The following is a 26096-nucleotide window of genomic DNA, read 5'->3' as shown; positions in this document are numbered from 1 at the left end:
CGAATGATGATCGTGAACGGGATGAATAGTTTCCCGCGCTTCGCTAAGTCAATATCATGACTGGAGCTGAATGGTAACCGGATATACAGTTGTCGCAAGCTGGAAAAGAACTGACGTCGTATGCTTGAAAGGAATGGGAATGTTTTTGCGAGCGATCGTTTCTGATCGCCCGCGTCGTTGTCAATGAATCAGGGAGCTAGAATATCCGTGCGGAAAGGTGGGAACCGGTTTTCCGCAAAAACAATGCGGCAACAAGGAACCAGAGCATGTTGGCGAACCAGAGTTCGCCGGACATGTTCTGGTCTTTGGAGCGTCTACAGCCCGAAGATGGCCGGCCACCAACCGAAGCCGACAAACAGACTGCCAGCGATGCCTGGAAGGAGCGGCATCCAGCGTTTGGAGAGCGGTAGCCCCTGGCGCCGCAGGATGCGGTCACCGAGCCAGATGCTCCAGAGGACGCCGATCAGGAACAGGCCGCCGCGAATGGCGTGCACGCCTTCCATGCCGATGAACGTTTCGCGCAGCGGCATCAGGAGTTCCGCGCCAAGACCGATGATCAGACTCATCAGCGCGACCGGCGCATACTGATAGCCGAGCTCGGTAAATACCTGGCCGAAGCCGCCGTCGGCGCCGAGCCGCCTGGCGATCATCGCTCCGACCGCCGTCAAGCTCGCAAGAACGACAGTAAGCACGGCCATCGTGCCGAGCATGAAACCGACGATCATGATGAAGTCGAGCCACAGGAAGGTTTCGGCCCGCGCCGGATGCACGCTCATCAGCCACGACGGACCGACTCGGGTGATCCAGTCGACATGGTTCTGGATGGCCCAGACGCCGAGGCCTTGGCGCATCGTCTGATACTGCGGCAGCACCAGCCAGAGGAAACCGCCGAGCGCCACGCCGGTGTCGAGGAACAGGAACCACGCCTCGGCGGGGTTGGCACGATGGTCGCGGATCTCTTCCACTTCGACGCCGGGGCGACGCAGGTCCAGCCTTATGCTGCCGGCCGCCTTCGGATTGACGCAGCGGAAGCACTCGATGCAGTGGCGGCTCTCGACCTTGCGCGGCAGGTCAATCATGGTCGGGCAGGCGCCGCGCTCGGTATAGGCATCGCCGCCGCTCAGGCGAATCTTGGGCGTGAACTGTACGGCGCCGAGCCGGGAATAGAGGCCCAGCACGCGGCCAATCGGGCAGAGATGTCGGCACCAGACGCGCTTGTTGCGACCGTAGAGTCCGCCGATGGCCATGGCGAGCAGCATGGTGCCGCCGAACAGCCCCGCCGCCGCTTCAGGATGGTCGCGCACGCCGATGGTCTGACCGTACAGTGTCATGATGATGAAGCTGAGAGCCGGCGTCCCCTCCCACTTGATCCAGGCGGGAATGCGCCGCTGCAAACCGTACTTGTTGGCAAGCTCCGAAGCGGCGCCCATCGGGCACAGGGTGCCGCACCACAGGCGGCCGAGAACGATGACGGACAGGAAGACCAGCGGAAACCAGATACCCCAGAGAAGATAGCGCAGGAACAACGTCGGGTTCGACAGAATGCCGCTTTCGGCCGGCGGATCGGGTAGCAGCACGGGCAGGCCGATGACGACGAGAAAAACGCCGAACATCAGAACCTGTATCCAGCCGAAGTGTCGTCTCCAGCGGACGAACAGCGCCTCGACCGTGCGGGCGAAAGGGCTGCGAGAGTCGGTGCCTCCGGCTTCGATCATGGTTTTCACGGCCGGGCCGACAAAGTCGTCGCCACGGGCAAACCTGTTCATTGGTGCGTCCCTCCGACACCGGTTCCTGTCGGCGCCACTTCACCCGTCCGCGAAGGACACCAAGGTGCTAGCTGCTTGCAATTGCAACTGACGATCAAGCTGGGGGTATCACTCATAATATCCGGCAGGATGCGGCTTATAGGAAAGATGCAGTAAAATCAGTGCTATGAAACGGAAAGTGGGCGATGTCAGGGGTTTCCCTACGGTTGACGCACGTCCAAGGCTGAAAATACTCATGACAATCATTTGCAAAAAGGGGCAGCGAAATGCGTATCCTGAAGGGACTGGTTCTGGCCTCGGCGGTCATCGGCTTTGCGACGAGCGCCTATGCGCTCGAGTATCCGATCGGCGAGCCGCAGTTCGGTGGTGGCATGGAAGTCGCCGCCGTCTACCTGCAGCCGATCGAGATGGAGCCGGCCGGAATGATGCTGGCCGCCGACAAGGCGGACATTCATCTTGAGGCCGACATTCATGCGACCAAGGACAACGTCAACGGTTTTGCCAACGGCGATTGGGTCCCCTACCTTGAGATCACCTATGAGCTGACCAAGGATGGCAAGACCGTTTCCAAGGGCCCCTTCATGGGCATGGTCGCTTCGGACGGTCCGCATTACGGCGACAACGTCAAGCTGGACGGACCCGGCGTCTACCAGCTTACCTTCAGCATCGCGCCTCCCGCGAGCAGCGGTCACATGGCGATGTTCGGACGCCACGTCGACAAGGAAACAGGCGTCGCGCCGTGGTTCGAGCCCTTCGAGGCGAAGTACGAGTTCACCTATGCCGGAACGGGGAAGAAGGGTGGCTACTGAGCCCATCTCCAGCACGACGCCCCGGCGGCGGCTTTGCCAGGCCGCCGGTTGCCTGCTCGTGGTTCTCGCGGCGACCGCTCCGGCCGCCGCCGAGGACGACCCGGTGTTCCGTATCGAGTTCAACGACGGCACCATGACCCCTAGCCGTATCGAAGTGCCGGCCGATACCCGTTTTGAACTGCAGCTTGTCAATCTCGGCAAGACGCCGGCCGAGTTCGAGAGCGTGCCGCTCCGCAAGGAGAAGGTGATCGGGCCGGGCGTCACCACGTCCATGGTGATCAAGTATCTCGATCCGGGCGAATACTCCTTCTTCGACGACTTCCACCCGGAAGCACCGCCCGCCATCCTTGTCGCCAAGTGAGCGGTGGCGTGACGGGCCAAGACGAGGTCTAGCTCAATGTTCGGCTCCATAGCCTTCGTGGTCTGGCGCGAGAGCGTCGAGGCGTTGCTGGTCATCGGCATCCTGGACGCATGGCTGCGCGCCGAGACGCGCGACACCGGTCGCGCCCGCATGTTCCTGTGGGGTGGGGTCGTCGCCGGTCTTGCCTTTGCCGGCCTGCTGGCCATGCTGCTGGTGCAGCTCGGCGAAGCCATTTCCGAGGAAGCGCAGCTCACCTACACGACGGTCGTCGTACTGGTCGCCGCCGCGCTTATCCTCCAGATGGTGTTCTGGATGCGCAAGCACGGCCGTTCGATGAAGCGAGATCTGGAGGAGCAGCTCTCCATCGCGGTTATCCGCCGCTCGTGGTGGGGCGTCTTCGTGTTGGCGCTGGTCGCTGTCGCCCGCGAGGGCAGCGAAACGGTGATCTTCCTTTACGGCATCCTGTCTTCGGGAGCCGCCGGTGATCTCCTGTCGGGTGTCGGCGCGGGGCTGTTCGGTTTCGTTCTGGCGCTTCTCAGCTACGGGCTGCTGCAGGCCGGCAGCCGCGTTTTGTCATGGCGGGTGTTCTTCCGCATCACCGAGGTGATGTTGCTGTTCCTTGCCTGTGCGCTGCTGATGACCGGCATCGACGGACTGATCGACCTGGAGATCTTGCCGCGTCTGTCGCGCCGGCTTTGGGATAGCGGCTGGCTGCTGTCCGACGGCAACGCCACCGGTGGCTTCATCTCCGCGCTGACCGGCTACAGAGCCACGCCCAATCTGATGGAGGTTCTGGTCTTCGTCGGTTACTGGGCCTTGGTGCTGTTGGTGATCATGCGCCCGAAACGATCTGCGGCGCCGGCAGTCGCCTGACGGCGAACTTCTTCACTATAGTCACAAACTCATCCCGGCACTCCGAAAGGAGCGCCGGGATGAGTTTGTTTTAGGCTCCGATGTTCGCAGATCCCGAGAGGCGATGGTCAGTTTCAAGTCAGCGTCGATGCCGAAGATGCGACACGGATACGGCGAATGTTTCACGACGAAGGGAACCAACGGATCGTTCGAAGTGTTTCTCCTGTGAAGATCGGGCGCTTGCCGAGCTTCAGTCGTTACGCCGGGGCATTTCGACCCGGCGCCAAGCTGGGGAGACGTCATGAACCGTCAGATACTTGTTGCCGTCATTGTTCTGCTTGTCGCCGGTGTCGGTGTCCTCGGTTATCAACTCTATGAAGAGAAGAAGCAGCCGGACGGTGTGGAGATCTCGATTGGTGAGAGTGGCGTGTCGGTCGAAGGAAAGTAACCACTAGCGAGAACCTCGCTGGTCCCCATTTCGCAACAGCTACCTCCGTCGGCCTCAAGGCTTCGACGGCTGGTGCAAGAAGAGGATCAAGCCATGGCCACCCTTGCCCTCGCAGAGCAAACCACCCTTTCGCACCTGCCGGCGATCACCGGTCCGGAAGTAACCACCCTGGCGGCTCAGTTCCTGGCGTTGGCCCCGCTGATTGCCGCCGTTATCCTGCTGATTGCCGCCCTTTCCGCCGGTGGACGTCGACTACCGGCAGCCGAGATCGTTCCGCGTCGAGCGCGCGATCGGAAAATCGGGGGATGAGTTCAGTGTCCCCAAAGTCTTGTCCGTAGCCCGGTTCCTTTGGAGCCGGGCTTTTTCAATGCTGCCTCCGTTCGCGCGGGCCAAGACCCGCTTGAGCTGGATGAGTCCAGATCAAGCGGAACGTCGGGCCTGCGATGAAATGAGCGCGTGAACGAACTCCAACTTCGACAAGATGTCTTGGGAGAGGACGAAGGGGTAGAAGTCTCGCTGCCCCAGTGAGCGGTTGATCTCGTTGACCGCCACGGTGAGCGGCGGCCAGGCGGCGGCGAGCGCGGAAAAGTCTTTCTGTCGGTAGGGCGAGAAGTCGACTTCAAGATCGAGCTGCTGGGGGCTTGCCACGCGCGGGGAAACCACAAGGCCAAGGGCATGCGCCGTTTCCAACGCATCCACCATGTGAATGTAGTGGGCGAAGGTTTCCGCGAAATCCTCCCAAGGATGGCAGGCGGCATACGAACTGACAAACCGGCTCTGCCAGTCCGGCGGCGGTCCGTCGCGGTAGTTTCGCTCGAGCGCTTCGACGTAGTGCTGCCGCTCGTCGCCGAACAAGGCACGAAAGGCGTCGGTGCGACCGCCGTCACGAACAAGTCGATCCCAGTAATAGTGTCCTATCTCGTGTCGAAAGTGGCCGAGCAGGGTTCGGTATGGTTCGTGGAGGCGAACACGACGCTCTTCTCGCGCGGCGTCGTCCGTCTCGGCGATAGCCAGGGTAATGACCCCTTTGGCATGCCCGGTCATGACCGGGATGACGACGCCGTCCGACCCGACGTCGTCGGCGAGGAAATCGAAAGCCAGGCCCGCTTCGGCATCCTCGGTCTTGTCCGGTGCTGGCAGGTTCCATGCGAGTAGCGAATAGAAAAGGTGGCGCTCGGCCGCCCCGATACGGCGAAAGGCCTCGATCGTCTTGTCGCCGTCGAGAGCGGGAATGGTCCTGTTGTGCCGGCAGGCGGGGCATAGTTGTCCTGCCCGGTCCGCCGGGAGCAGCCAGTTGCAGGCGGCCACCTCGGCATTGGCGCAAGGGACGAAGCGCTCGCCACTGGCATGAGACATCCAGCCGTCGCCGGAAGGTTCGAGGGCCGTCATTCGAGATCGTTCGGAAACGTACCCAATCCGTCTGTTGCAGGCCACGCAGACGTGGTTGTCGAAATGCACGGTATTGCCGCAGGCATCACATGAGAAAAGCCGCATTGTGTTCTCCGTCGAATGACTGCGGTGCCTCTGCAGGCGCAAAACCGCCGGCCCCGTTCAGGGACCGGCGGAAAAGATGACATCGGCCAGTTCAGAAGAGTCCACCGATTGGTTCGTCAGTCTTAATGAAAGAAAAGAGCGATCAAAATGATGATCGGAATGGGGACTCCGAGAAACCAAAGAAGAATGCTACGCATGCTGCTGCTCCATATTTGGAGTGACAATGGAACGCCAGTCCGGGGTCCATCACCGCTCTGGGGCTTCGGAGAATACAACGCTCCAGTCTGTCGGCGGTTCCTGCAAATCGTGAAGTCGATGCTCCCGGTGATCATTGCAGTGAAACGGTACGGCATCTCAGGAACCGTCCCGGCGGTCCCGCGTTGTTTCATCCGAAAGCGCATCAGATGGAGTTACGTGTCATGCTTTACTGGTCCCTCATCTTTCTTGTTGTCGCCCTGATCGCCGCCGTCTTCGGTTTTTCCGGTATCGCCGCCGCCTCGGCGGGAGTTGCCAGGGTTCTGTTCGGTCTGTTCCTCATCCTGTTCGTAGTAAGCTTCGTCTTCCAATTGCTCCAGGCCTAACGGCTTGTTCCAGTGTTCCTGTCTCCTGCGAATGAGCGACCGCAAGAATGGAACTTGTGGTTTCCCGGTTCGCAGGCAGTATGCATCGGCGGGTTCAGCGCGAATGGGGGGAAGCTGACATATGCTGAGATGGGGTGCCGGCCGGTTCGTCGGCTATAGTCTTCTGCTCCTGGCGGGCGGGGCGGTCGTCTTGCTGATGATCGTCTCGGCCGCTTTCATTTTTTCCTCCCGCTCTCAGCTGCATGGAACGGAGTCGCTCAGAGCGGCCCGGGTCGACCGCCTCATTCTGGAGTTCATTTCCGATCTTGTCGACGCCGAGACCGCGCAGCGCGGTTTCATCATCACGAGCAACGAAGCCTATCTGGAGCCCTACGAGAAAGCTCTCACGCAGTTTGCCAAGGACGTTGCCGACCTTAGGCTGCGAGCAGCCGAGGTCGACGAAGGCAAGGCGATTGCGCCCGAGCCCGTGGAGGAGCTGATCAGGCTCGGACAGGAAAAGATGGACCTTGTCGGTCACAACCTGGCCGAGTTCCGGGCCGGAAATGTCGACGAACTGCGGGTGGTCATCGCCTCCGACCAGGGGCGCGTGCTGATGGACGAGATCCGCGGGAAAGCCGAGGCCATTCGCGAGATTGCCATAGCCGTTCGCATCGCCCGCGCCGCTGCCATGCGTGAGACCGCGACGATGCTGCGAACCATGATCAGTCTCGGCGTCGCCATGATCGTGGTGCTGACGGCCGGCGCCACCATGATCATGATCCGCCACCTCAGGCAGATCGACGAGGCGCGCCAGGAGCTCATCGAGATCAACCAGGAACTGGAATCGCGCGTCCGGGAGCGCACCGAGGCGGTGATGCGCACCAACGACGAGCTGCAGCGTTACGCCTATATCGTCAGCCACGATCTCAGGGCTCCGCTCGTCAACATCATGGGCTTCACCTCCGAGCTCGAGTCCGCCACGGAGCGTCTCACCACTTATGTTCGGAAAACCGGCGAAGAGGCCAACGATCCCGACCAAGCCGACGCGCTTCTTGCCGTCGACGAGGACATTCCGGAGGCGCTTGGCTTTATACGCTCCTCGATGAAGCGCATGGACAGCCTCATCAACGAGATTTTGAAGCTGTCCCGCGCCGGCCGACGGGTGCTTGAGCCGATCCCGTTGGACACGCAGAGCCTCGTTTCCGAATGCATCGACTCCATCCGCCAGCGCTTTGCCGAAGCAGGGGCCGAAGTTCACATCGAAGGCCGCTTGCCGGACGTCGTTTCGGACCGTTCGGCCCTGCAGCAGGTGTTCACGAACCTGCTCGACAATGCGACCAAATATCTGAAGGATGGACGCCCAGGACAAATCACTGTACGCGGTCGCCTTGAGCGCGGATCGGCGGTGTTCGAGGTGGAAGACAATGGCCGCGGCATCGCCGAGACTGATTTCGAGCGCATTTTCGAGTTATTCCGGCGCGCGGGAGCCCAAGACAAGCCGGGAGACGGCATTGGCTTGGCGCACACCCGCATGCTTGCTCGTCGCCTCGGCGGCGATGTCTCCGTCAAGAGCGACGGCGAGACGGGGACGACGTTCATCGTGACGATCGCCCGGGACCTTGTATTGCGTATGGGGAGAAACGAAGCGTGACCAAAGACCCGAAGCCAGTGGCGATCATCATGATCGAGGACGACGAGGGACATGCCCGTCTCATAGAGAAGAACATTCGTCGCGCCGGCGTCACCAATGAGATCATCTCATTCCGGGATGGTACCAGCGGCGTCAATTATCTGCTCGGCTCGGACGGATCGGGCCGCGCGGCCATCGGGCGGCCCTCGCTTGTGCTGCTCGACCTCAATCTTCCGGACATGACCGGCATCGACATTCTTGCTCGCCTGAAGGCCAACGAGCACACGCGACGGACGCCGGTCATCGTTCTGACGACCACCGATGACGCGCGCGAGATTCAGCGCTGTTACGACCTAGGCGCCAACGTCTACATTACCAAGCCTCTCAATTACGAGAGCTTCGCCAATGCCATCCGCCAGTTAGGTCTGTTCCTGTCCGTGATGCAGATTCCGGAGCTGGACTGAATGCCCTACGGTACCGATCTCAAGGAGTCGATCAGGGTTCTGCACGTCGAGGACGATCTCGCCCTTGCCGCGCTGGTCCGCAAGGCTCTGGCCCGGCGGGGCCACGAGACGGTCCATGTCACGACCGGCGATGAAGCGGTGAAGATCGTTGAGGAGGGCGGCATACACATCATCGCCCTCGATCACACGCTTGCCGCCGAGACCGGTCTCGACATTCTCGCCCGCATGGGGCCGCGAAGTGATCGCCCCCCGGTCGTCTACGTCACCGGTTCCATGGACGCCCGGCTGGCCATCGAGGCTCTCAAGCAGGGGGCCGACGACTATGTGATCAAGGATGCATCGCGGGAGTTTTTCGATCTCCTGATCGCGGCTCTGGAGCAGGCGTACGAACGCTGGCGGCTGAAGAACGCCAGAGAGCGCGATCAGCAGCTCATCCGGGAGGCGAGAGATCGCGCCGAGATGCTGCTGAAGGAAGTCAACCATCGCGTTGCCAACTCGTTGGGACTGGTTGCCGCCATGGTGCGCATGCAGGCCGCCGCCGTCAGCGATCCGCATGCCCGCCACGCCCTTGAAGAGACGCAGAGCCGCATTTCGGCGGTTGCCGGCGTTCATCGCCACCTCTACACGTCGGACAACATTGGCGAGGTCGACATAGGGGCCTATCTTCGCCACCTGGTCGGCGAGCTTTCGGCGTCGCTCGCAGGTAACGGCGCTCTCCGCATGGTCAAGACGGATCTCGTCCCCATCGCCCTTCCCACCGACAAGGCGGTAACGCTGGGAGTCATGGTCGGAGAACTGGTGACCAACGCCTTCAAGTATGCCTATCCGCCGGATACCAGCGGAGAAATCCGAGTACATTCCCGCAAGTCCGAGAATGGTCGGCTGCAAGTTTGCGTCGATGACGACGGTATCGGGTTCGACGGTACCGGACCGGCGCAAGGAACGGGCATCGGTTCCAAGGTTCTGCGGGCCATGGCGCGCAATCTCGATGCCGAGGTCTCCTACTCGGAGCTCGCCCCCGGCACCTCGGTCTGTATCGAGTTTCCGCTCGGCTGACGCCAGCCAACTCTTCAGCGGCGGAAGGCGTTGCGCGCCAGCCAGAATCCAATGGCTGCCACACCGACGACCGAAGCCAGCCTGGTGTGTTTCGCGGCCATGGACGCTGCGGTCGGAACGAAGGCAACCGCTGCGCTGGAGGCAACGGCCGACCTTAGCTCTCGCTGCGTTCTATGGAGCACCTGTCGCGCGACAAGAAGCGCGATGAGGGCCAAGACCATCAACGAGCCGGCTACGATCAACGCGGCAACCTCCGGATCGAAGTGCCTCGAAAGCGCGATATGCCCGGCAAGGGCGGCGAACCCGATCGCCAGCATCGCCATCAAGGCCGCGATCATCGCGGCAACGACGGCAATGCCGCCGCGCCGCTTGATCCGGGACACATCAATGCCGAGGAGACGCGCGAACATCATGCCCGCGAGCTACCGCGCGAGGCGAGGCCGAGAAGCAACCCCACACCCATTGCGATCGCCATGGCCGTCACCGGGCGCTTGGCCGCCGCTTCGGCGATGCCGTCGATGCTCTCCTTGCCAAGCGAACTGGCGCCGTTGAAGGCAGCACCGATATGGCCGGCCGTATCGGCGCCGGCGGCCTTGACAGTTTCGGCTGCCTCGGAAGCCTTGGTGCCGGTCTTGGCCGCGAACTCGTCCATGATGCGTTTCATCTCGGTAAGCGCCTCCTGCGCTGCTGTTGCCACATCGCCTGCCTTGCCAGCCAGTTCGCTACCGGCTGCGCCGAGGTCCTGCTTGATCTTTCGGGCGTTTTCGGCGACGACCCTGGCGCCGGTGGAGTCGGAAGCTCCGAGCTCCTCGCGCACTTCGTTCGTCGCGTCTTCGACAGCCGCCTTTGCCGACGATACGGCCGCACCGGCGTCCTTCTTGATCTTGTCGGCCGCGCTCGAGCCGGACTTCGAGGCCGAGGGGTCAGGAGTTAGCATGGCTTGATCCTTTCATCTCATTGGCAAGAGAGCCCGGACAAATCGAGGCTTTGGGCCTGCTCCAGACGGGCATCTGGCAGGACAACGCCCGATGTTGCGTCGGGTTCCTCGCTTTTCGGCGAGGTGCCGCTTCCTTCGGTGCCCGACGTCTTCACAATGGCAAGGAACCGGACCGACGCTCGCGAATTGCAGAGAAGCATCGCACCACATCTTGTCGGCTGCGGTCCTCATGCGACGGAGCGCTTCCTTGAAATACATTGTCCGCCGGGCTCCTTTCGACCGGCAGTTGCCAGATGAAAGAGCGGTGCCGAACGACCAGAACTCGCCGGATACGCGTCGAACGCTGGCCGACCTGTCGATCATCGGACTGTTCGTTCTGGCGCTGCTGGTGGCCTTGCACGTCGCCGCGTCTCTCGTGATGCCGATGGTCGCGGCGATTATCATCGGCAGTGTCGTTGCCCACGTTGGCGATCGCGGCCAGCGCATCGGTATCTCGCCGATGGTTGCCGGCCTCATCCTGACCGCCATCCTTGGTGTCGGCATGTTCCTTTTGATAGAGGCGGTGGCCGACCCGATCATGACGCTGATCGAGCGGTTGCCTCAGGTGTTGCCCCGCCTCGTTGCCGCTCTGGGCGATCTGCTTTCCCCCTTCACAACGCTGCAGGCACGGCTCACCGGCGGCAGCTTGGGGCCGGATGGGGGCATGGCCAACCTGGAGAAAATGCTGGGGTCGCTGGACTTCGGTCTGATCGCGGGGTTTCTCGGTGGCCTGACGCCGGCCTTCGGCGAGTTCCTGATCTTTCTCGCGACCCTTGTTTTCTACGTGGCCGGGCGCGCTCAGCTGAGACGCCAGTCGATCCTCGCTTTTGGCGACCGGGAGGCGCGCCTCGCCGCCATTCGCATCTTCAATGCGACCGAGGCCTCGTTGACCCGCTACTTCGGGACGACGTCGGTCATCTATGCCAGCATCGGCATCGCCACGGGGCTGATCGCCTTCGCGGCGGGACTGCCGACACCCGTCCTGTGGGGGGTGTTTGCCTTTGCCATGAGCTTCGTGCCGTTTCTTGGGCCGGCCGTCGTGTCGCTGGCCATCGCCTCCGGCGGCCTTCTGCTCGATTATGGTCCGCTGGCCGTCATGTGGCCGGTCGGCGCATTCATGACAGTTCACCTGATCTGCGAAAATGCCGTCGTTCCCGCGGTGTTGGGGCGCCGTTTCGAGATCAATCCTTTTCTCGTCTTCGTGGCCATCATCTTCTGGACCTGGATGTGGGGCGCCATCGGCGCGGTGCTCGCCGTGCCGCTATTGCTCATAGCCCGCACGATCCACTGCGAGTTCAAGGCCGAGACCCGGGTATCGCTGCCCTCGTGACGCAAATGAGAAAAAGCCGGTGCGTTTGGTGCACCGGCTGAATGGCGAAAGGGAGCATAGGGTGATGATCAGAGCTCGGCGGCACTTTGAATAGCCATCATCTGCATGAGCTTCTGACGCGCCCGATTGACGCGGCTCTTGATGGTGCCGACGGCGCAGCCGCAGATCTCCGCCGCTTCCTCACAGGAAAAGCCCGAGGCACCAACCAGGATGAGGGCTTCGCGCTGATCGTCCGGCAGCTTTTCAAGTGCCGAGCGAAAGTCGGCCAGATCGAGATGACCGTCCTGGGCCGGGGCGGAGACCAAACGGGCCGCCGCCTCGCCATCGGTGTCCTGCACCTCGCGGCGGGCCTTTCGGTACTGGCTGAAATAGGTGTTGCGCATGATGGTGAACAGCCAGGCCCTGAGGCTGGTGCCGGGAATGAAGCTGGCGTGGGCTCCCCAAGCCTTCATCACCGTCTCCTGCACCAGATCGTCGGCGTGGTCGTGACTGCCGGAGAGGGAAATGGCAAATGCACGCAGCGAAGGGAGCTCTGCCAGGAGAGCGGATTTGAAGGCCGCAATGGCTGTCATTGATCGCCACCCCCGTCGGGACTACGTTCCGACTGGCCCTCTCGCTCCTTTCTTTCGGCCTTCTCGAGTTGGTCGAGCAGCATGGTCAGCTTCTCGGGAATGGGTTCGGACAGGATCGAACCGTAAAGCTTCTTGAGCTGGTCACCGAGATGAGCCTGGATTGGCGGCTCCAGGACCGGACGCTCTGACGTTTCTTTTTTGTCTGACATGGCGGCTCTTTCAGGACGACTTCGAAACAACAATCCTATCGACGATCTCACGGCGAAGGCTGCATGATCACTCTTGTGCTGAACGCGGATGATAGTTTCCGGTTCCAATGCGCGACAAAAAATGTGCGGAAACGGGGAACCGGTTATCCTCTCAGACGTTTTAACGCAGAACGGTACTCTTTAGTCGATTGCTCGCCCAAGCGTTGGAAAGGTTTCTCATGTCTATCACGGCCTTGATCGCTCCTCAGCTCCCCCTTCTCCGCCGCTATGCGCGGGCTTTGAGTGGCAGTCAGACGAGCGGCGACAGTCACGTCGTGGCCATGTTGGAGCAGCTGGTGGCCGATCCGGACGGGTTCGATCAGTCTCTCGATCCGCGGCTTGGCGTCTACAAGCTTTTCTCGGCGGTCTGGAACGCCAACCCCATGAACTACATGAGGGTGGACGAGCCGAGTGAACGCCCGGCGGCCGATCGGCGCCTTGACGCCATTACCCCGCTCCCCCGTCAGGCGTTTCTTCTCACTGCCATGGAAGGGTTCTCCGCCTTCGATGCGTCCCTCATTCTGGATGTAGGGCCGGAAGCCTTCTCGGCCCTGCTGTCGGAAGCCTCTCGCCAGATTGGCGAACAGGTCGCGTCGCGCGTTCTCGTCATCGAGGATGAGCCGCTGATCGCGATGGACCTCGAAGGACTGGTCGAGGGGCTCGGCCATACCGTGGTCGGCAATGCGCGCACGCGCGACGAGGCGGTTGCGATGGCCCGCCGCGAGCGGCCGGGCCTCATCCTGGCCGATATTCGTCTCGCCGACGGCTCGTCGGGCCTCGATGCCGTCAACGACATTCTTTCGAGCTTCGAGGTGCCCGTCATCTTCATCACGGCCTACCCGGAATCGCTACTGACGGGTGAACGGCCGGAGCCGACCTTCCTCATTGCCAAGCCGTTCCGCGAGGAGATGGTGAAGGCAGTGATCTCCCAGGCGCTGTTCTTCGACAAGGTCGCATCGCTGAGGTTGAGGGACAGCGCGTGACGTTGGCCGGCCACAGGTGGACTTCGCGATCCTCGTCCGTCTGACGCGGAGGGCAAGGTGCAGCCCGATGACCTCGAGACACTCAAGACGCTGGCGAGGGCAATGACCGTTGCCGCCTGCGCTTCCGTGTCCGCCGGCCTCGTGACGTATCTTTTTCGCATGCGCCACCGTGCCGGTGGCTTGATGGGCACGTCCGCGCTTCTCTTCGTCTTTGTCCTGGCTGTGGCCTTGGGAGCCATAGGCCGCCTTCTGCCCGGAGCGACGGGCGGCGGCGGCCTTCCGGTGTTGATGGAGACGGTGACCGCCGTCGTCGCTTTCGTCGTGGGGATCGCTGTCTGGCCGATGATCCCAAAGCTCGTCGGTCAGCCGACCCGTCAGGAAGCCAACGAAGCCAACGCGCTCCTCATGGAGGGGCAGGCGGCGAACCGCAGGTTGATCGACCAGCTGAGCGATCTCAATCGCGACCTCGAAGGCCGCGTTGCCGGACGCACCGCCGAGCTGGAGACGGTTCGGCATCGGTTCGAGATGGCGCTTGAAGGGTCCGACATCTCGATCCTGGAACTCGACTCCGATCTCCTTTTCACTTGGGTGCACAATCCGCCTCATCCGCTCACCCAAGCCGACTTGCTGGGGCGTCGGCCGGGCGATCTCCTGCCGCCGGCCGAAGCAGCCGAGTTCGTCGCCGTCGCGCGTCGCGTGCTGGCCGGCGGTACGCCCGAGCGGTTCGAGATCACCTTCGTTCTGGGCGGGCGGCAGCGCTGGTTCGAAGGCTTCGTCGAGCCGGTGACGGCAGATGGAAGCGTCAAAGGTGTTTTGGCGGCGGCGATCGACGTTTCCCGTTACAAGGAACATGAGCGCGAGATGCGGGACATCCTGCGCGAACTCACCCACCGCTCCAAGAATCTTCTGGCGGTCGTGCAGGGCATCGCGCGGCAGAGTGCCGAAGGATGCCCCGAGGCTGCCGGCTTTCTGGCCCCCTTCAGCGGTCGCCTGCTGGCTCTGTCGGCCGCTCACGAACTACTGGTGCAGAACGGTTGGCGCGGTATCCTGCTTGACGAAGTGATTATCCGCGCCTGGGCCGATGTGGAGGGCACGGCCAACATTAGCGTCGACATGGATGGCCCCCGCGTCCTGCTCGGTCCTGACGTCGCCCAGAACGTCATGCTGGGGGCTCACGAACTGGTCGTGGCTGCTGCGAAGGCGGAGCGTCCGCCCGAGCGTGCAGTCGTGTCATGGGCGATGTTGCCCGATGGCGGCTTTCGTCTGGAATGGCGCATGTTGGGAACGTCGTCGATCGAAATCAGCGCCTTCGGCCATCTGCTGTTGCGCACCGTCATCCCGGTCGTCCTTGACGGCGAGGTGACGGCGCTCGATCTTTCCGATGCGGGTTTCGCCTACGGGGTGCGCGGGCGGATCGGTCCGCAGCTTCAGCCCGCCCAGCGCTCCGCATAACTCTCAAGGCCCGCGAGATCGTAGATCCCCCCGACCGGCCGGTCGGGCGGCAGATCGAGTTGTCCGTCCGAACCAAGCGCCAGCATGGCGGCACCGGTTGATGTGCCTGTGGCACCAGCGGCAATCGCCACCGGTCGCCCAGTGAGCCGTTGCAGGGCTTCCGCAAAGAGAGTATCGCGGCCGAAAGGCCCTTCTATGATGATCGGGCCGGCCGCGCCGGCGACGGCCATGGAGGCCTGCGCCACCAATGCGAGATAGAGGCTGACGGCGGCGGTGCGCACGCCAGCCGCAAGCGACGAGGGGTCGGTGCTCCATCCTCCCTTTCCGTCCGGAAACGGGCCGCAGCCGGGAACGGCGGTCGGGTGAACCATGATGCCGCCGTCCAGAACGGTGCGGACATCTTCCACGGTCGGTTTCCGGGCGTGCCCCTCGGTCAGGAGATCGAACTCGCGTCCTCCCATGAAACGCGACGATGGCACCGGATTGCCGAATGCATCGACATTGCAGAGACCGTCGCGACGGGCGTCGAGTGCCGACGCCTCGCCGCCGACGGCGAAAATGATCACCCAGGTGCCGGTGGAAAGCACTGTGAATGGTGGCTCGCGACCAAGAAGATGCGGCAGCAGCGAGGCGTTGGAATCGTGGATGCCGCAATAGACGGGCGTATCGGGGGAAAGGCCTGTCCGGGTGGCGATATCCGCCGACACCGTGCCGAGACGGTCGAAAGCCGAGCATAGGGGGGCGAACAGCCTGTTCCAGCCTTCCGCCGCGGCAAATGAAGAATAGCCGCGCTTCTCTGGCGCCCACAGGTCGGTGTGCACGCCAAGAGAGGTCCGCTCGCTCGCCAGTATGCCGGTGAACCGGAAAGCCCAGTACTGCGGGTAGGGGAGAATGGTCGTAACCTTCGCGAAGGCGTCCGGGAAGATTCTCTCCTGCCAGTAGATCTGAGCGCCGGCGTTGAGGCCGCCCGGCAAGCGAGGCGTGAAGCTCTCGTCGAAGGATGGTCGGGCGGCGACATAGGCTCCATTGAGGGCGTCCGGACCCGAGTATTCGTAATCGAGAACAGGCAATGCCAACTGGTCCCCGGCCATCAGTGCGAATGTGGCGCCGTGGGTGGTGAACGAGATCGCATCGATCCTTTGGTCCGCCGTGGCCGCTTTCAGCGTGTCGAGGAAGAACGACCACATGCCCTCCACGTCGTAGTGGGGGTAGGGCGGGGCATTGATGACGGCGTTCGGTCGGGTTCGGACGAAAACGTCCTCGCCGGTCTCAAGGTCGTGGACCACCAGCTTGACGTTGGTCTTGCCCACATCGAGAACTGCGATGAACCTCGGCGTCGTCATCATTTCCCCCCTTGTCCGCGACATTAACGGGCGACGCGGCGCCGATTGTTGATCCGTTGCACGACGAGCGGCAGGGCGATCACCAGGATCAGCATCAGTCCCATGAAGATGCTCATGACGATGCCGGGTACGTTCAAGAGGCCCAGCCCGAAGGTGACGAGCCCCATGACGAAGGCGGCGATCACCACACCGAGGATGTTGCCCGTGCCGCCGTTGATGCCGACGCCGCCGAGAACGGCCATGGTCACCGCGTCGAGCTCCCAGCCGACGGCGATCGACGGTCGGGTAGAACCGAGCCGCGAGGTCAGCATCACCGAGGCGAGGCCGGCGGCGACGCCTGTCATCAGGAAGACGATGAACTTGATGCGCCGCATCTTCACGCCGGAGAAGCTTGCCGCCAGCGGGTTGTTGCCGACGGCATAGACCTGCCGGCCGAAGATCGTCTTGTGCAGCACGATGCCGGCGACGACTGCCAGTCCGAGAAAGGTGACGAACTCGATCGAGAAGATCCAGAAGGCATAGCCCTGGCCGAAGACCGCGAAATCGGCCGGGTAGTTCTTGTAGACCTGATCGCCGAGTACGACGTAGGCGATGCCGCGATAAAGGCTCATGGTGCCGATGGTCGCGACAATGGCCGGAAGGCCGAGCCTGGCCACCAGGAAGCCGTTGAAGACACCGCACCCGAGTCCCACGCCGAGTCCGACGAGAAACAGCACCGGCGTGCCGGCTCCGACCTCGGCTGCGGCTCCCATGGCGGTGGACGCCAGTGCGATGATCGAGGCCACCGACAGATCGATTTCGCCGGTGATGATCACGAAGGTCATGGCCAGCGCCAGGATGGCCTTTTCCGTGAAGTTGAAGGTGGCGTCCGACAGGTTCCACGGATCGAGGAAATAGGGCGAGGCCAGCGAGTTGGCGATGGCGATGGCGATCGCCACGGCCAGCAGCAGCGTTTCCCAGCTTTTTGCCGCCCGCTTGAATGGGCTGTCGAGACGGTCGGGAATGTGGCGCGGGGTGAGAGCGGCGGACTGATCGCTCATAGCGGAAGCTCCTTGCGGCGCAGGATGACGCGGCCCTTGACGCGTTCGCCGCGGGCATTGATGACGACGGCGGTAATGATGATGGCGCCCGAAATCGCCATCTGCCAGAACGGCGAGATGCCGATCACCGGCAGCGCATTCTTGATGATGCCGAGGAACAAGGCGCCCAGCACCACGCCACCGACCGTGCCGACGCCGCCGATGGTCGAGACACCGCCGATGACGCAGGCGGCGATGGTGTCGAGTTCGAAGCCCGAGGCCACGTCGACATAGGCGACGGCATAGCGCGACACCCAGAAATAGCCGCAGAGGCCGGCGACCGTGCCCGACAGGACGAAGGCGAGAAAGCGGGTCTTGCCGATGTCGATGCCGGCGTAGACGGCGGCGACCGCGTTGCCTCCGGTGGCGTAGAACGCGCGACCAAGCCCCGTACGGGTGAACAGGAGTGTCGCCAGGACGATGGCAACAAGGCCGGTCCACGACAACACAGGCAGCCCGAGGATCAGCGTGCGCGGCAACTCGAGGAAGGCCGGCGACATTTCATGGGCGTTGACCCAGGCACCACCGGACTCGACGAAGGCGAGGCCACGGAAGATGGTCATGGTACCGAGCGTCACCACGATGGCAGGAATGTCGAGCCACCACACCAGGAAGCCATTGATGGCGCCGAGCAGCATGCCCATGCCGATGGCGACAAGGATCAGCACCACGACCGGCAGACCCGGAACAAGGTGGTTCAGCATGGCGACCGTCATGCCTGTGAGCGCCACGTTGGCGGCTACCGACAGGTCGATCGATTTCGTCAGAATGACCGCCGACTGGCCGAGCGCCATCATGATCAGGATCGACGTGTCGTTGAACACGCCGGCGAGATTCTTGGGGGTCGAGAAGGCGGGGAAGCGCGCGGTGATGGCGGCAAGCAACAGAAGGCAGGCCAGCACCAGAAGCGCTTCGCGCCGCGCAAGAAGGCTGCGAACGATAGTCATCTGAAAAGCTCCGGGGCGGAGATGGCGGTGAAAGTGGAGCGGCGGGTCACGCGGCGGCCTCCTTGTTGCCGGTGGCGGCGCGGACCAGCGCTTCCGGCGTCAGGCCTTCGCGTTCGAACACGCCGGCCATCCGGCCCTCGCGCATGACGATAACCCGGTCGCTCATGCCTAGGATCTCCGGGATCTCGCTCGACACCATGATCACGGCGAGCCCTTCGACGGCGAGTTGGCTCATGAAGGCATGGACGGCGGCCTTGGAGCCGATGTCGATGCCCTTGGTCGGCTCGTCGAGGATGATGACTTTCGGCAGCGTGGCCAGCCACTTGCCGATCACCACCTTCTGCTGGTTGCCGCCCGACAGGGTGCCGACCGGCTGGCTGAGCGAGGCGGCGCGCAAGTCAAGCCGCTCGGCATACTTGCGGGCGAGGTCGAACTCCTCGGCCATGCGGAGGAAGTTGCGACGGCTGGTGACCTTCAGGGACGGCAGCGAGATGTTGGAGACGATCGACATGGCGGTGATGGCGCCGTGGCGGCCGCGCTCTTCAGGCACGTAGACGATGCCGGCATCGATGGCATCGGATGGCGACCGCACGGTGATCGGCTTGCCCGACAGGGTCACCGTTCCCGCCGATGGGTGGGTGACGCCGAACAGCGCCTGGCAGAACTCCGAACGTCCGGCGCCGACGAGGCCGTAGAGACCGAGGATCTCGCCGCGCCGGAGCTCCAGCGAAACCTGATCGAACTCGGTCGGGTGGCAATAGCCGTCGACCTTCAGCACCACGTCACCGATCTCGGCGGGAAGCTTGGGGAAGGCCTGCGTCACGTCGCGGCCGACCATCAGCTTGACGAGGTCGTTGTGCGACACTTCGTCGAGCCGGCCGGCGCCCACTTGGCGTCCATCCCGGAACACCGCGAAATACTCGCAGATCTGCCAGACCTCCTCGAACTTGTGGCTGATGAAGAGAATGGCCTTACCGGCCTTCTTGAGCCGGTCGATGATGCCGAACAGCTCCTCAACCTCCTTGTAGGAGAGGGCGGCGGTCGGCTCGTCCATGATGACGATGCGGGCGTCGATCGACAGAGCGCGGGCGATCGCCACCAGATGGCGCTGGGCGATGGAGAGATCCTTGAGGCGCGTGCGGGTCGAGATCGGCGCGTCGATGCCGTGCAGGATGGCGGCGGCGCGTGCATGCATCGCCGCCCAGTCGATCAGGCCGTAGCGATTGCGCGGCTGATGACCGATGTAGATGTTCTCGGCCACCGTCAGCTCGTCGAACAGCACCGTTTCCTGATGAATGGCGGTGATGCCGAGATCTTGGGCGGCCTCGGCGGTTGGCAGATCGACCTTCTTGCCGTCGATCTCGATGTTGCCGCCATCCGGCTGGTAGATGCCGGTCAGGATCTTGACCAGCGTCGACTTGCCGGCGCCGTTCTCGCCGATCAGCGCGGTGACGTGGCCGGGCCGAAGCTCGAGCGCCACGTCCGACAGCGCCTTGACGCCGGGAAAGGTCTTGGAGATGCCCGTCATCTTCAGGATGGGCTCTGTCGTGGGGGTGTCCGTGGAAGGCATGGCGTTCATCGGCGCTTTTTGCTGCGGGAGCCTGGAGCCCGAGTGGCCGGGCGGCGATCGGTATCGCTGTCGTCGCGACGACGATCACTCCGGGACGACCGGCTGGGATCGGATCGGCGGAACTGCCCTCGTCCTGTTCCTTCCCCACAAGGGGGAGGGGACCCTGCGCGATACGCCGACTGCGCTGGAGGGAGGCGCGCCGGGGTGGACGACGGAAGCCGTGGGAGAGAAGCCCGATCGGCGACGACCGCGTCCCCTCCCCCTTGTGGGGGAGGAACAGGGTGAGGGGCCTATTGGCGTATCGGTTCCGGACCCGGCGAACGCCGGGCCCGGATAGGCGTGCCCAGATCAGAAGATCTTGGCGAATTCCTCGACGTTGCCGGCGTCATAGACAAACGGGTCTGCCATGGCGGCTTCGTTGTTGGCGTCGAGCTTGATCGCGCCCATGCGGCCGATGGCGATCTCGGCGTCCGGCTTGGCTTCGGCCTTGCCGGTCTTCAGCTCGTAGGCGATGTAGGTCGCCGAATAGCCGAGGTCGATCGGGTTCCAGATGGCAAAGGCCTTGGACGAGCCCGCCTTGACGTGGCCGGCCATTTCCGACGGCAGGCCGAGACCGGTGACGTTCACCTTGCCGACAAGGCCGGCGTCCTCGATCGCCTGGGCGGCGGCGACGATGCCAACCGACGTCGGCGCGATGATGGCCTTGAGGTTGGGATACTTGGCGACCAGGCCCTGCGTCTCGCGATAGGACTTGTCGGCGAGGTCGTCACCGTAAACCGTATCGACGAGGTTGACGTTCGGGTAGTTCGGCAGAACCTTCTTCATCTCCTCGATCCAGATGTTCTGGTTGGTCGCCGTCGAGGCGGCCGAGAGGATGGCGACGTCGCCCTTCTCAGAACCGAGACCGTCGGAAGCCAGCTTCACGCACATGTTGCCGATCAGCGGGTTGGACGACGGGTTGAGGTGCATCAGGCGGCCTTCCGGAGCAACGCCGGAGTCCCAGGAAATGACGGTGATGCCGCGCTGCATGGCCTTCTTCAGGGCCGGTACCAGGGCGTCCTTGTCGTTGGCCGAGATGGCGATGGCGTCGACCTTCTGGGCGATCAGCGAGTTGACGACGTCGATCTGCGCCTCGGCGGTCGAGTTGGTCGGGCCGGTGTAGATGATCTCGACGTCGCCGAGCTCCTTGGCAGCTTCCTGGGCGCCCTTGTGGGCGGCGTCGAAGAAGCCGTTGCCGAGCGTCTTGACCACGAGGGCGATCTTGACGCTCTCGGCGCTGGCCGGACCGGCCATGAGGGCAATGGCGGCAGCCGTGGTAACGATCAGTTTCTTGAACAGGGTCATCTGGGTCTCCTCCCGTTTCGACCTTCCTTCGACCTCCGCCTCTTTCCTCAGTCAGGCGACGGTCGGGGATTGCTGGATGTCTTCTTTTCGGTCTGTCGATGCGACGATCAGTCCGATGCCGGCGGCTTCCACCATCTTCCGGTCGCGCTCGTCGATGCCGTCGTCCGTAATGATCGTGCTCACCCGTTCGAGCGGGCAGAGGATCAGGCTGGACCGTGTCTTGAATTTCGAACTGTCGACCAGAACGATCAGCTCGTCGGCCTGTCGCATCAGCCGCTGCTCGGACTGAATGATCAGCGAGTCCGATTCCATGATGCCGAGCGGCGATACACCGCGGGCGCCCATGAAGAAGCGGCGGGCATAGAAGTGGCCGGTTCCATCGCTGTCGAACGGCGACAGGATGATGTTCTGCTCGCGATAGACCGCGCCGGCCGGCAGCATCACCGTGCACTTGGAATGCTTGATCAGGTGCTCGGCGATGGGGAACGAGTTGGTCATCACCTGCAGGCGCATCTGCGCCAGATAGTGAACCATCGGAAAGGTGGTGGTGCCGCCGTTGATGGTGATCGCCTCGCCGTCGTGGCAGAGTTTCACCGCCTCGCGGGCGATGGCGCGCTTCTGCGCCGAGTTGACCGTCTCGTCGGCTCGGAACGATCGCGCCGCCAGCACGCCGATCTGTGGCGGATGCAAAGCCTCGGCGCCCCCGCGCACCTTCTTCAGGCGGTTCTGGAGCGCCAGCGCGCTGATGTCGCGGCGGATCGTCGCCTCGGAGGCGTCGGTCAGCTCGACGATGTCCTGCACCGTCAGGATCGGGCGTTCCTGGACGGCGGAAAGGATGATGCGGTGGCGTTCGCGTTCGTGCATGGGGCTGTCTCGGCTCCTGTAGTTGGGGCTCGGACGATGGCGTGCCGGCGCCGCGGGGGCAAGCGCCGGCGCGATTGATCAGACGGTCTTGGGGCCGGCGAGCTTCCAGCCGTCGAGTGCCATGGCTTCCGTCTGCGGCACCACCTTGAAGCGGGCGGCAAGATCGATCAGGTCCTGCGTCGACATGGTCTGGAGCGGCCCTCCCATAGACAGCACCTTCACCAGGATCTCGGCCGCCTTCTCGGCGGTGTCGACCAGGCCGAAGGCGTCGTCGAGCGTCGGACCGACACCGAACACGCCGTGGAACGGCCAGAGCACCAGCGGTCTTTTCGCCAGCAGCCGGGCTGTGGCGTCACCCATCTGGTCGGTGCCGGGCACCAGCCAGGGCATGGTGCCGACGCCATCGGGGAACACCACCAGACACTCGGTCGAGCCCTCCCAGAGGGCGCGCGTCACGTTGGCGTCGCTCCAGTCGAGCACGTAGGTCAGCGCGATCAGATTGGTGGCGTGGCAATGGAGCACGACGCGGTCGCCGCCATTGGTGGCGGTCTGCCGGGCGATATGGCCTTTGAAGTGGCTCGAGTATTCCGACGTCGGGCCACCACCGTCGCGATAGCCCCACAGCACCTCCAGGAAGCTGCCGTCGGCGGCGACGCGCACCACGCCGAGGTTGTTCTCGGGGTCGAGCTGGACATTGCGGAAGAACTTGCCCGTGCCGGTGACGATATAGCTCTGCCCTGCGATTGCCGGCAGAGGTTCCGTCATCGGCAGACGGCGCGGTTCGCGAATGCTGGCGAGATAGGGCGCCAGGTCGTCGTCGGTGAGCCGAAGGCTGATATTGCCCCCGTTGCGCTCATCCCAGCCTTTCTCCCAGCAATCCGTCGTGGCCTTCACCATAGCCTTGACGAACCAAGCGTCGATCATGTTCGCAGTCATAATGGCTCAGGACTCCCGCTTGGCGAGCACGTCGCGCTCGTAGCTCTTGACGACGTCGAACCAGGCGGCGCCGACCGGCACGTTCCGGCTTTCGCAGTAATGATCCCAGACGGCACCCCAGGGGCTCGTCTTGTGTTCCTCGAACAACGCCATGCGAAGCCCGTAGTCCCCGGAGGTTTCGGCGGCCTTGAGCTTGGTCGCCGGCTCGAGCATGGCCTTGAGCAGCGCCTTGCGCATGTTGCGCATGCCGACGACCCAGGCCGCTATTCGGTTGATCGACGCGTCGAAGTAATCGAGACCGATCGCAGTCCGATCGAGCATGTTGCCGCGGACCAGTTCGTTGGCGATGGCCTGCAGCTCGTCGTCGAAAAGCACGACGTGGTCGCTGTCCCAGCGCATGGGGCGCGACACGTGCAGCAGTACGCGATCGACGAACTGGAAGACGGCGGACAGTTTGTCGGACACGACCTCGGTCGGGTGGAAGTGGCCGGCGTCAAGGCACAGCATAGTGCCGCGCGTCGCCGCATAGCCCATGTAGAACTCGTTGGAGCCGACGGTGTAGGCTTCGGCGCCGATGCCGAACAGCTTGCTCTCGACCGCGTCGTAGTGGAATTCGGTCGAGATCTTTTCGGCGATGACCTCGTCGAGGGCAGACTTCAACGTCTCGCGCGGTCCGTAGCGGTCGAACGGATAGTCCTTCGAGCCGTCGGGGATCCAGATATTCATCACCGAGGCGGTGCCGAGTGACCGGCCGAAATGCTCGGACACCTTGCGGCTGGCCTTGCAGTGATCGATCCAGAACTGGCGGATGCCGGCATCGGGATGGCTGAGCGTCCGGTTGTCCGCGCTCTTGGGGTGCGAGAAACAGGAGGGGTTGAAGTCGAGACCGAGGCCGCGCTCCTTCGCCCAGTCGACCCAGCGCTGGAAGTGCTTGGGCTCGATGGCGTCGCGCTCCACCTTGCGGTCAGCCTCAAGATAGAGGGCGTGCAGGTTGAGCCGCTTGGCGCCGGGGATCAGCGACATTGCCTTGTCGAGATCTGCGCGCAGCTGGTCGGCATTGTGCGCCCGACCGGGATAGTTGCCGGAAACCTGAATGCCGCCGGTGAGCTCGCCATCGGGATTCTCGAAACCCTTGACGTCGTCGCCCTGCCAGCAGTGCATAGAGACGGGAACGGTGTCGAGTTTGGAAAGAACGGCCTCGGTGTCGATGCCGTCGCGAGAGAAATGCTCGCGGGCCAGTTGGTAGGCTTTGGTGATCGGCGATTGTTCGGACATGACCGGCGGTTTCCTCCCATTGGCTCCGCTGCCAGCGTCTGTTTGGTGTTGATGCTATCAATCACATTTAGTCACAACCGATCAAGTACGATCATTTGGGCGCGCGGTCTCCGTGCCCGTCTCGCCGTGTCTGCATTACGGCGTCGTTGGCTTCTAACACACTGATAAAGCATGACTATTATGATCATGGTCAAAAATCGGACGTACAACTGCTTATCGACAAAAGTTCAGGCAGCCGCATGATGGCTTCTGCTTGGTGTTCAAACGTTCGGATTAAGATTGAGAATGATTGAATTTGCGTAATATCCCCACTGGGGTCGAGCGGATGGGATTGATTATGATCCATTCGATCATCGACACAGCGCCGACAGGGAGGAGCGCCATGATCAGAAAAGCCTTCATCATGTGGGTTAACCCCGACGCCCATGCCGAGTACAAGCGCCGCCACGACGAGATTTGGCCGGAGTTGTCGGCCGTGCTCAAGGCGCATGGCGCCCACAACTACGCCATCTATCTCGATCCGAAGACGTCGACGCTGTTTGCCACCGTTGAGATCGAGTCGGAGGAGCGCTGGGACGCCGTGGCCGCCACGGACGTTTGCCAGAAGTGGTGGAAGTACATGGCCGACATCATGCCGTCGAACCCCGACAACAGCCCGAAGTCGTCGGACCTCCGCGAGGTGTTCTTCCTCGCCTGACGGTCAAGCCCGCGCCGGAGCCGGACCTGTCGATCCCTTTGCGTCGAGACGGGGCGGCAGGATGATGTGTCGATCAGTTCGTCGTCCCTCGATCCGCTCGATCAGCAGCTTCATCGCCTCGCTCCCGAGCAGGTGCCCCGACTGATCGATCGAGGTCAGAGAGAGCTGCGGCAACGCCGCGATGCGCGCGTTGTCGTACCCGACCACCGAGAGGTCTTCCGGTATTCTGATGCCGAGCTTCAGCGCTTCGGCCATCAATGTGAACGCCACCGTGTCTGTCCAGCAGAACACGGCCGTCGGGCGTCGCTCGCTTTTCAGGATGCGATGGGCCACTTCCTCGTCGTTGCGCTCGCCGAGAAAATGGCTGCCGTCGAAAACCGAAATACCGTCGGCGAGGCCGTGCGCCATCATGGTCTCTCGATAGCCCACCAGACGAAGGGCTGTCGAATTGTTCGGAGCGGCGGATGCTGGTTCGAGGCCGAAATAGGCGATGCTGCGATGGCCGAGCGAGATCAGGTGCTCGACAGCGAGGCGAGCACCGTTGCGATCGTCATTGTTGACCGTGTCGTAGCCGCAGTCGCGGTCGTGGCGTCCGATCATTACCGTCGGCACTGAGGTGGCGACCGTCGTCAGATAGGACTCTTCGAGCAGCGGGGCGACCATCAGGAACCCGTCGATCTTGCGATCGAGCATGGTTTCGATGGCATGCCTCTCGGTGGCTTCCGCCGATGGACGAAAGCCGATCAGCGGCTCGTAGTTGGTGCTCCTGAGCGTCGAGATGACACCGTCGAGGATGTCCGGGAAGAACGGATTGCGGAGATCCGGCAAGACGATGCCGAGCGTGTAGGTCCGACCTCTGAGGCCGCGCGCCGCCGTCTGCGGACGATAGTTGAGGGCGGCCATCGCCGCCTCGACGCGCGTTCGCATGTCGTCGGACAGGCCGTAGGCGTTGCGCAGCACCTTGGAGACGGCGGCGCGCGACACGCCGGCCGCCTCCGCCACCTCCTTGATCGTCGCACGCTTCATGATTCTCCGCCCGT

Annotated in this window: 28 protein-coding genes; 13 read left to right on the top strand and 15 right to left on the bottom strand. The window is 63.0% G+C overall.

Features of this window, described 5'->3' with window-relative positions; translation table 11 throughout:
- Nucleotides 1-314: 314 nt before the first annotated feature.
- A complete protein-coding gene (locus tag M4J39_RS06190; protein ID WP_251726952.1) occupies nt 315-1766 on the bottom strand; it encodes a 4Fe-4S binding protein in 1452 nt (483 codons plus the stop codon).
- A gap of 266 nt (nt 1767-2032) precedes the next feature.
- Here M4J39_RS06190 and M4J39_RS06185 point away from each other — a divergent pair, with 266 nt between their 5' ends.
- The 5 genes from M4J39_RS06185 (at nt 2033) to M4J39_RS06165 (ending at nt 4545) form a co-directional block, all read left to right on the top strand.
- Entirely contained in the window at nt 2033-2575 is a 543-nt protein-coding gene (locus tag M4J39_RS06185) for an iron transporter (RefSeq protein ID WP_251726951.1), read from the top strand.
- 4 nt (nt 2576-2579) lie between these two features.
- Nucleotides 2580-2936 (top strand): cupredoxin domain-containing protein, encoded by a 357-nt coding sequence (locus tag M4J39_RS06180; RefSeq protein WP_251727569.1) that lies wholly within the window; start codon nt 2580-2582, stop codon nt 2934-2936.
- 36 nt (nt 2937-2972) lie between these two features.
- Nucleotides 2973-3809: an FTR1 family protein gene (locus M4J39_RS06175; RefSeq protein ID WP_251726950.1), complete on the top strand. Its 837-nt coding sequence runs from the start codon at nt 2973-2975 to the stop codon at nt 3807-3809.
- A gap of 280 nt (nt 3810-4089) precedes the next feature.
- On the top strand, nt 4090-4236 hold the full coding sequence (locus M4J39_RS06170; protein WP_251726949.1) for a hypothetical protein: 147 nt from the start codon (nt 4090-4092) through the stop codon (nt 4234-4236).
- A gap of 93 nt (nt 4237-4329) precedes the next feature.
- Entirely contained in the window at nt 4330-4545 is a 216-nt protein-coding gene (locus M4J39_RS06165) for a hypothetical protein (protein ID WP_251726948.1), read from the top strand.
- Nucleotides 4546-4656: 111 nt separating this feature from the next.
- Here M4J39_RS06165 and M4J39_RS06160 read toward each other — a convergent pair whose 3' ends face one another.
- Nucleotides 4657-5730 carry a putative zinc-binding metallopeptidase gene (locus M4J39_RS06160; protein ID WP_251726947.1) on the bottom strand — a complete coding sequence of 358 codons (1074 nt, stop codon included), beginning with the start codon at nt 5728-5730 and terminating at the stop codon, nt 4657-4659.
- Nucleotides 5731-6149: 419 nt separating this feature from the next.
- On the opposite strand from M4J39_RS06160, the gene M4J39_RS06155 reads away from it, so the two are divergent.
- The 4 genes from M4J39_RS06155 (at nt 6150) to M4J39_RS06140 (ending at nt 9440) form a co-directional block, all read left to right on the top strand.
- Nucleotides 6150-6311, top strand: coding sequence for a DUF1328 domain-containing protein (locus M4J39_RS06155; RefSeq protein WP_251726946.1), 162 nt, complete (start codon nt 6150-6152; stop codon nt 6309-6311).
- Between the two features lie 121 nt (nt 6312-6432).
- Nucleotides 6433-7941, top strand: a complete 1509-nt coding sequence (locus M4J39_RS06150) for an ATP-binding protein (protein WP_251726945.1) — start codon at nt 6433-6435, stop codon at nt 7939-7941.
- 29 nt (nt 7942-7970) lie between these two features.
- Nucleotides 7971-8384, top strand: coding sequence for a response regulator (locus tag M4J39_RS06145; RefSeq protein ID WP_251727568.1), 414 nt, complete (start codon nt 7971-7973; stop codon nt 8382-8384).
- On the top strand, nt 8385-9440 hold the full coding sequence (locus M4J39_RS06140; RefSeq protein ID WP_251726944.1) for a sensor histidine kinase: 1056 nt from the start codon (nt 8385-8387) through the stop codon (nt 9438-9440).
- A gap of 14 nt (nt 9441-9454) precedes the next feature.
- Here the strand turns inward: M4J39_RS06140 and M4J39_RS06135 are convergent, their stop codons facing one another.
- Nucleotides 9455-9853, bottom strand: a complete 399-nt coding sequence (locus M4J39_RS06135) for a phage holin family protein (RefSeq protein WP_251726943.1) — start codon at nt 9851-9853, stop codon at nt 9455-9457.
- Nucleotides 9850-10377 carry a hypothetical protein gene (locus tag M4J39_RS06130; RefSeq protein ID WP_251726942.1) on the bottom strand — a complete coding sequence of 176 codons (528 nt, stop codon included), beginning with the start codon at nt 10375-10377 and terminating at the stop codon, nt 9850-9852. Before M4J39_RS06130 ends, M4J39_RS06135 begins: the two co-directional genes overlap by 4 nt.
- A 247-nt stretch (nt 10378-10624) precedes the next feature.
- On the opposite strand from M4J39_RS06130, the gene M4J39_RS06125 reads away from it, so the two are divergent.
- Entirely contained in the window at nt 10625-11746 is a 1122-nt protein-coding gene (locus M4J39_RS06125; protein ID WP_251726941.1) for an AI-2E family transporter, read from the top strand.
- Between the two features lie 68 nt (nt 11747-11814).
- Here the strand turns inward: M4J39_RS06125 and M4J39_RS06120 are convergent, their stop codons facing one another.
- Nucleotides 11815-12318: a sigma-70 family RNA polymerase sigma factor gene (locus M4J39_RS06120; protein WP_251726940.1), complete on the bottom strand. Its 504-nt coding sequence runs from the start codon at nt 12316-12318 to the stop codon at nt 11815-11817.
- Entirely contained in the window at nt 12315-12527 is a 213-nt protein-coding gene (locus M4J39_RS06115) for a NepR family anti-sigma factor (protein WP_251726939.1), read from the bottom strand. Before M4J39_RS06115 ends, M4J39_RS06120 begins: the two co-directional genes overlap by 4 nt.
- 218 nt (nt 12528-12745) lie before the next feature.
- On the opposite strand from M4J39_RS06115, the gene M4J39_RS06110 reads away from it, so the two are divergent.
- Nucleotides 12746-13549: a response regulator gene (locus tag M4J39_RS06110; RefSeq protein WP_251726938.1), complete on the top strand. Its 804-nt coding sequence runs from the start codon at nt 12746-12748 to the stop codon at nt 13547-13549.
- Between the two features lie 57 nt (nt 13550-13606).
- Complete coding sequence (locus M4J39_RS06105) at nt 13607-15001, top strand: HWE histidine kinase domain-containing protein (protein WP_251726937.1); 1395 nt, start codon at nt 13607-13609, stop codon at nt 14999-15001.
- Here M4J39_RS06105 and M4J39_RS06100 read toward each other — a convergent pair.
- From M4J39_RS06100 to M4J39_RS06065, 8 genes are all read right to left on the bottom strand, one after another.
- On the bottom strand, nt 14977-16344 hold the full coding sequence (locus M4J39_RS06100) for an FGGY-family carbohydrate kinase (protein WP_371875432.1): 1368 nt from the start codon (nt 16342-16344) through the stop codon (nt 14977-14979). The genes M4J39_RS06105 and M4J39_RS06100 overlap by 25 nt on opposite strands.
- Before the next feature lie 23 nt (nt 16345-16367).
- On the bottom strand, nt 16368-17384 hold the full coding sequence (locus M4J39_RS06095) for an ABC transporter permease (protein WP_251726935.1): 1017 nt from the start codon (nt 17382-17384) through the stop codon (nt 16368-16370).
- Nucleotides 17381-18370 (bottom strand): ABC transporter permease, encoded by a 990-nt coding sequence (locus M4J39_RS06090; protein WP_251726934.1) that lies wholly within the window; start codon nt 18368-18370, stop codon nt 17381-17383. Before M4J39_RS06090 ends, M4J39_RS06095 begins: the two co-directional genes overlap by 4 nt.
- 46 nt (nt 18371-18416) lie before the next feature.
- The gene (locus tag M4J39_RS06085) at nt 18417-19940 is read right to left on the bottom strand and encodes a sugar ABC transporter ATP-binding protein (RefSeq protein WP_371875406.1); all 1524 of its coding nucleotides are present in this window, start codon (nt 19938-19940) and stop codon (nt 18417-18419) included.
- A 348-nt stretch (nt 19941-20288) separates the two neighbouring features.
- Nucleotides 20289-21284, bottom strand: a complete 996-nt coding sequence (rhaS, locus tag M4J39_RS06080) for a rhamnose ABC transporter substrate-binding protein (protein ID WP_251726932.1) — start codon at nt 21282-21284, stop codon at nt 20289-20291.
- Nucleotides 21285-21335: 51 nt separating this feature from the next.
- Complete coding sequence (locus M4J39_RS06075) at nt 21336-22148, bottom strand: DeoR/GlpR family DNA-binding transcription regulator (RefSeq protein WP_251726931.1); 813 nt, start codon at nt 22146-22148, stop codon at nt 21336-21338.
- 78 nt (nt 22149-22226) lie between these two features.
- Complete coding sequence (gene rhaD / locus M4J39_RS06070) at nt 22227-23084, bottom strand: rhamnulose-1-phosphate aldolase (RefSeq protein ID WP_251726930.1); 858 nt, start codon at nt 23082-23084, stop codon at nt 22227-22229.
- Between the two features lie 6 nt (nt 23085-23090).
- Entirely contained in the window at nt 23091-24359 is a 1269-nt protein-coding gene (locus M4J39_RS06065) for an L-rhamnose isomerase (RefSeq protein WP_251726929.1), read from the bottom strand.
- A gap of 382 nt (nt 24360-24741) precedes the next feature.
- Between M4J39_RS06065 and rhaM the strand changes: the two genes are divergently transcribed.
- Nucleotides 24742-25056: an L-rhamnose mutarotase gene (gene rhaM / locus M4J39_RS06060; protein WP_251726928.1), complete on the top strand. Its 315-nt coding sequence runs from the start codon at nt 24742-24744 to the stop codon at nt 25054-25056.
- 3 nt (nt 25057-25059) lie between these two features.
- Here the strand turns inward: rhaM and M4J39_RS06055 are convergent, their stop codons facing one another.
- Nucleotides 25060-26082: a LacI family DNA-binding transcriptional regulator gene (locus tag M4J39_RS06055; protein ID WP_251726927.1), complete on the bottom strand. Its 1023-nt coding sequence runs from the start codon at nt 26080-26082 to the stop codon at nt 25060-25062.
- Nucleotides 26083-26096 lie beyond the last annotated feature (14 nt).

The organism is Pleomorphomonas sp. NRK KF1 (assembly GCF_023721755.1).
In the GTDB taxonomy this organism is placed as follows: Bacteria; Pseudomonadota; Alphaproteobacteria; order Rhizobiales; family Pleomorphomonadaceae; genus Pleomorphomonas.
Note: the sequence above shows the minus strand (reverse complement) of the source record. Positions and strands in the feature narration are given on the sequence as shown.

What these genes read in the sequence shown, in the direction of transcription:
- M4J39_RS06190 (WP_251726952.1), bottom strand. Translation starts at nt 1,766, where the DNA reads ATGAACAGGTTTGCCCGTGGCGACGACTTTGTCGGCCCGGCCGTGAAA.
- M4J39_RS06185 (WP_251726951.1), top strand. Translation starts at nt 2,033, where the DNA reads ATGCGTATCCTGAAGGGACTGGTTCTGGCCTCGGCGGTCATCGGCTTT.
- M4J39_RS06175 (WP_251726950.1), top strand. Translation starts at nt 2,973, where the DNA reads ATGTTCGGCTCCATAGCCTTCGTGGTCTGGCGCGAGAGCGTCGAGGCG.
- M4J39_RS06170 (WP_251726949.1), top strand. Translation starts at nt 4,090, where the DNA reads ATGAACCGTCAGATACTTGTTGCCGTCATTGTTCTGCTTGTCGCCGGT.
- M4J39_RS06165 (WP_251726948.1), top strand. Translation starts at nt 4,330, where the DNA reads ATGGCCACCCTTGCCCTCGCAGAGCAAACCACCCTTTCGCACCTGCCG.
- M4J39_RS06160 (WP_251726947.1), bottom strand. Translation starts at nt 5,730, where the DNA reads ATGCGGCTTTTCTCATGTGATGCCTGCGGCAATACCGTGCATTTCGAC.
- M4J39_RS06155 (WP_251726946.1), top strand. Translation starts at nt 6,150, where the DNA reads ATGCTTTACTGGTCCCTCATCTTTCTTGTTGTCGCCCTGATCGCCGCC.
- M4J39_RS06150 (WP_251726945.1), top strand. Translation starts at nt 6,433, where the DNA reads ATGCTGAGATGGGGTGCCGGCCGGTTCGTCGGCTATAGTCTTCTGCTC.
- M4J39_RS06145 (WP_251727568.1), top strand. Translation starts at nt 7,971, where the DNA reads ATGATCGAGGACGACGAGGGACATGCCCGTCTCATAGAGAAGAACATT.
- M4J39_RS06140 (WP_251726944.1), top strand. Translation starts at nt 8,385, where the DNA reads ATGCCCTACGGTACCGATCTCAAGGAGTCGATCAGGGTTCTGCACGTC.
- M4J39_RS06135 (WP_251726943.1), bottom strand. Translation starts at nt 9,853, where the DNA reads ATGATGTTCGCGCGTCTCCTCGGCATTGATGTGTCCCGGATCAAGCGG.
- M4J39_RS06130 (WP_251726942.1), bottom strand. Translation starts at nt 10,377, where the DNA reads ATGCTAACTCCTGACCCCTCGGCCTCGAAGTCCGGCTCGAGCGCGGCC.
- M4J39_RS06120 (WP_251726940.1), bottom strand. Translation starts at nt 12,318, where the DNA reads ATGACAGCCATTGCGGCCTTCAAATCCGCTCTCCTGGCAGAGCTCCCT.
- M4J39_RS06115 (WP_251726939.1), bottom strand. Translation starts at nt 12,527, where the DNA reads ATGTCAGACAAAAAAGAAACGTCAGAGCGTCCGGTCCTGGAGCCGCCA.
- M4J39_RS06110 (WP_251726938.1), top strand. Translation starts at nt 12,746, where the DNA reads ATGTCTATCACGGCCTTGATCGCTCCTCAGCTCCCCCTTCTCCGCCGC.
- M4J39_RS06100 (WP_371875432.1), bottom strand. Translation starts at nt 16,344, where the DNA reads ATGACGACGCCGAGGTTCATCGCAGTTCTCGATGTGGGCAAGACCAAC.
- M4J39_RS06095 (WP_251726935.1), bottom strand. Translation starts at nt 17,384, where the DNA reads ATGAGCGATCAGTCCGCCGCTCTCACCCCGCGCCACATTCCCGACCGT.
- M4J39_RS06090 (WP_251726934.1), bottom strand. Translation starts at nt 18,370, where the DNA reads ATGACTATCGTTCGCAGCCTTCTTGCGCGGCGCGAAGCGCTTCTGGTG.
- M4J39_RS06085 (WP_371875406.1), bottom strand. Translation starts at nt 19,940, where the DNA reads ATGCCTTCCACGGACACCCCCACGACAGAGCCCATCCTGAAGATGACG.
- rhaS (WP_251726932.1), bottom strand. Translation starts at nt 21,284, where the DNA reads ATGACCCTGTTCAAGAAACTGATCGTTACCACGGCTGCCGCCATTGCC.
- M4J39_RS06075 (WP_251726931.1), bottom strand. Translation starts at nt 22,148, where the DNA reads ATGCACGAACGCGAACGCCACCGCATCATCCTTTCCGCCGTCCAGGAA.
- rhaD (WP_251726930.1), bottom strand. Translation starts at nt 23,084, where the DNA reads ATGACTGCGAACATGATCGACGCTTGGTTCGTCAAGGCTATGGTGAAG.
- M4J39_RS06065 (WP_251726929.1), bottom strand. Translation starts at nt 24,359, where the DNA reads ATGTCCGAACAATCGCCGATCACCAAAGCCTACCAACTGGCCCGCGAG.
- rhaM (WP_251726928.1), top strand. Translation starts at nt 24,742, where the DNA reads ATGATCAGAAAAGCCTTCATCATGTGGGTTAACCCCGACGCCCATGCC.
- M4J39_RS06055 (WP_251726927.1), bottom strand. Translation starts at nt 26,082, where the DNA reads ATGAAGCGTGCGACGATCAAGGAGGTGGCGGAGGCGGCCGGCGTGTCG.